3 protein-coding genes and 1 pseudogene are annotated in these 3,750 nt (G+C 60.9%); 1 reads left to right on the forward strand and 3 read right to left on the reverse strand.

The features are described 5' to 3' along the window. From ABYO54_RS15070 to ABYO54_RS15080, 3 genes are all read right to left on the reverse strand, one after another. Positions 1-252: hypothetical protein (locus ABYO54_RS15070; RefSeq protein ID WP_372809062.1), on the reverse strand; the 252-nt coding region annotated here is incomplete at its 3' end. A gap of 19 nt (positions 253-271) precedes the next feature. Further along, positions 272-1,090, reverse strand: a complete 819-nt coding sequence (locus tag ABYO54_RS15075; protein WP_372809063.1) for a hypothetical protein — start codon at positions 1,088-1,090, stop codon at positions 272-274. Between the two features lie 2 nt (positions 1,091-1,092). After that, positions 1,093-2,157, reverse strand: a complete 1,065-nt coding sequence (locus ABYO54_RS15080) for a tail fiber domain-containing protein (protein ID WP_372809064.1) — start codon at positions 2,155-2,157, stop codon at positions 1,093-1,095. Between the two features lie 408 nt (positions 2,158-2,565). Here ABYO54_RS15080 and ABYO54_RS15085 point away from each other — a divergent pair. Beyond that, positions 2,566-3,750: pseudogene (locus tag ABYO54_RS15085) on the forward strand (glycogen debranching protein); the annotation flags it as partial.

Raw genomic sequence — 3,750 nt, forward strand, 5'->3', positions numbered from 1 at the left:
GCTTTTTCCATTCCACGAGGGATGGGCCGGCGTCGCTAAAACGACTCCGCTCGGCAGAACGTCCGTAAAGGCCAGATCCGTCGCGGCCACGGCACTGCCTGAGTTGTCGATGGTAAAGGTCAGGGTGCTGGAGCTTCCGGGCCCGATGGTGGCGGGTGAAAAATTCGCCGAAAAAAGGGTCTGGGCACTTGCGGATGCGAGGCCCCCCAGCAGGGCAACGCCGATGACAAGCAGAGAATAAGAATGTTTCATGGATAGCCTCGCAAATGATTTATGGAAGAACCCGGATCCGATAAAAGCCCTGGCGGTCGGACGCTTCAGGAAGGGATACGGTGGTCGTCCCGTCCTCGCCCACCAGGCCGGAAGCGGCCGTAGAGAACCCCGCGGCCGTCAGGTTGGTTCCATATTGAAGTTCGTAGCAGCGCCCGTCGACGCTGCTCCACGTTACGGCCACCGCGCCGGTCGACGGCGAATTCCACGCAAACTCGGTGATCGCCAGCACGGAATCGGGGTCGAAGGGTTCGGTCATGGCGTGGTATTCGCTCCAGTTGGAAGTCCCGTCGGAATCCGCATCGGCATGATCCTGCGAATGATCGGTCGGAAGGCCCATCTGAACCAGCCAGTCCACCGGAATGTGCGCGGTCGGCGCCGCCTGGGCCGGGTCGATAAAATCGGCCACGCCGTTGGCATTGGCATCGAAGCTGCCCTCGCCCCGATCCGAAATCCCGTCGTTGTCGGTGTCGCCGAATCCGATGGCCTGATTGGTCTGCGAAAGCGAAGACACGGCCTTGGGCATCTCCAGGGCAGTGGATTTGACGAAGCCGCTGTCATTGATCCAGAAACCGCTGACGCCGAGCGTGCCGGTTGCGGCGAGGCTGGCGGTCGAATCGAGCTGGAAATCCCGGCAGTTGACGGCGGCAGCGTCGATCACCATCGACGCCCCGTCTTCCAGCGTAATCTTGCCGGACGAGACGGTCAGGTTGGTACGGCAGATCAACTGCCCGCCGGATCGAACGATCAGGTTTTCCGCCAGTACCGGAGCGGCCAGCAGCACCAGCACCGGGAATAGCTTATTCAATGGGACCGTCATCGCTATTCTCCCTGCTCCAGCCGTTTTTCAAGCGCTTCCAGGCGCTGGGACAACGTGTCGATCGTAGCCTGTTGCCGGTCGATGGTCTGTTGCTGATCCTGAACCACCCGCGTGAGCAACGCGGAAAAATCCATCGGCGAAACGCTGCGGCGGTTCTTCGTGGCGACCAACTCGGGGACATCCTCGGCAATAAAGCCGAGCTGGGATTCGTCTTCGCCGATATAGTTGAAACGAACCGGCTCCAGCGCCTTGAATGCCGCCATGGCCTCGTCGGAAGAAACCGAACCGATGTTTTCCTTCAGCGCCCGACGGCTGGCGATCTCCAGCGTACCGCCAATATAGGCGTTGCCTTCAACATGCAGCGTCGTGGTGGGCACCACGGTTGCAGGGCCGACCAGCAGGGCACCGACTTCATTGACGGAGGCCTCGACATGCAACTTCGCTTGGGGATTCCAGGTGCCGATGCCCGTCTTCCCGCTGGCTTTTACCGTCAGCGCATTGTCCGGGGCGCCCGGCTGGATGCGAAACGGGATGGCGCTCGCATGGGTCACGTCCCGAATAAAGAAATTGTCTTCGTTGCCGGCCAGATCCCAGGCCTGCGGCGTCCAGCCTTCGGTTCCATCCTGCTCCAGACGCAGTCCCGGAGTATCCCCGCCCGCCACATGCAGTTCCAGCACCGGATTTTCCAGTCCGATGCCGACATCCCCTTCCCCATCCACCTTCAGCGCATTGGCGGGTGCCCCCGCATCCACGCGGAAAACAAGCCGGCCGGCATCGGCATCCTCGATCGCAAAATAATTATCGCCGCCGTTGGAGCTATCATTGATCACGATCCGCCAATCCGTGCTGGGGAACGAACCCGAAGTACTGGTATCGCTAAAATGGATGCGCAGGTTGTTTTCCTTGAGCCGGATCGTATCAAAGCCAAAGTCTTCCCCGTTTACCGCGTCCTGCCCGACCGCCAACGAACCATCAACAATCAAATCGTCCAAAATTTGCTGGTCGGCAATGACGAATCCTGCCCCGGCAACCCACATGATCCCCATTGCAACAACTTGTTTATACATGGCCGTTTTCTCCTTATCTAATGCTCAACACAAAAATTCCATGGGGGGCGGTACGGCTTCCCCTCCCCGTTCCGGCGCAGTGCGCCGCCATTCCCCTGCCAGCCCGGAGGGCTCGCATCGCCGCTTCCGCAAAAAACCCATCGACTTTATTCTATCACAAACTCTCAAATCTCGACCTTCGCTGTATTCAGAATTATAAATCAATGACTATATGGTAATTGTTTATCCCTTATTTCGGGCATCGGAATATGGCCGCCGCTCGATGCGCCCGAGGCGATGCAAAGAGCCCTGCGGCGGGACGGGGCCAACAAACTCCGGCCCTTTTTTCCAGACATTGGAAACGATAGTCCCTATAAGTTCGGGAATATTTCGAACCGAGCGGACGATATTGAAAATAAGGATTTCACCATGGCCCATCTGATCCAGCACCCGGCCCCCGGCGGGCACACCCTCCACTTCCGCGGCGACACGGTTACCTTTAGCCTCACCAACCAAACGGGCCTGAAGGGCCAGGCGTGGCTGCGCTCCAACATCGGCCATGCGCACGTGCGCCACACCGAGATCATCACGCACGCCGAACAGGGGCTTCCGCCCCTCTCGCGCGACTGGCACGATTTCCCGATGCAACCGGAGGGCGACACCTTCCGTCTCACCCTGCCGCTGCTTGGCGTCGGGCGCTTCGAGGCCAAGGCCTACTTCGTCGCGGAAGGGTCCGACCAGATCCGCTGGCCGGAAGGCGGCAACTCGGTGCTGAAGGTCGAGCCCGCCGAAACCTGCGCCGGCAACACGATGTACACCGCCTTCGTCCGCCAGTTCGGCGAAGCCCAGTACCAGGGCGCCATCCACCCGGACGACGAACCGGCGATCAGCCAGCTCGACCATGCGGGCTACACCGTCATCCCCAAGGCCGGCAAGTTCCGCGACGTGATCAAGGAGCTCGACTTCGTCGTCGGCCACCTGCGCTGCAAGATTCTGCAGCTGCTGCCGATCCACCCCGTTCCAACGACCTACGGCCGCATGGGCCGCTTCGGCAGCGCCTTTGCGCCGCTCGACCTGTTCGATGTCGACCCGGCGCACGCCGAGTTCGACAAACTGACGACGCCGCTGGAGCAGTTCCAGGAGCTGGTCGACGAAGTCCACCGCCGCAATGCGCGCCTCTATATGGACATGCCGATCAACCACACGGGCTGGGGATCGCAGCTGCAGGTCAACCACCCCGAATGGTTCGAGCGCAAGGCAGACGGCAAGTTCAAGTCGCCGGGCGCCTGGGGCGTCGAGTGGTCCGACCTCGTCGAGCTCGACCACACCAACCGCGAACTGTGGCATACGCTGGCCGACGTCTTCCTGTTCTGGTGCCGCAAGGGGGTCGACGGCTACCGCTGCGATGCCGGCTACATGGTGCCGTTCGAGGCGTGGGAATACATCATCGCCAAGGTGCGCATGGAATATCCCGACACCGTCTTCATGCTCGAAGGGCTCGGCGGCCACAAGCACGTCACCGAGCGGCTGCTGGCCGACAGCGGCATGAACTGGGCCTACTCCGAAATCTTCCAGAACTACGACCAGGGCCAGGTCGACGGCTACCTGCCCGAA

Origin of the sequence: Pontiella sp., assembly GCF_041622395.1 — a bacterium.
Taxonomy (GTDB): domain Bacteria; phylum Verrucomicrobiota; class Kiritimatiellia; order Kiritimatiellales; family Pontiellaceae; genus Pontiella.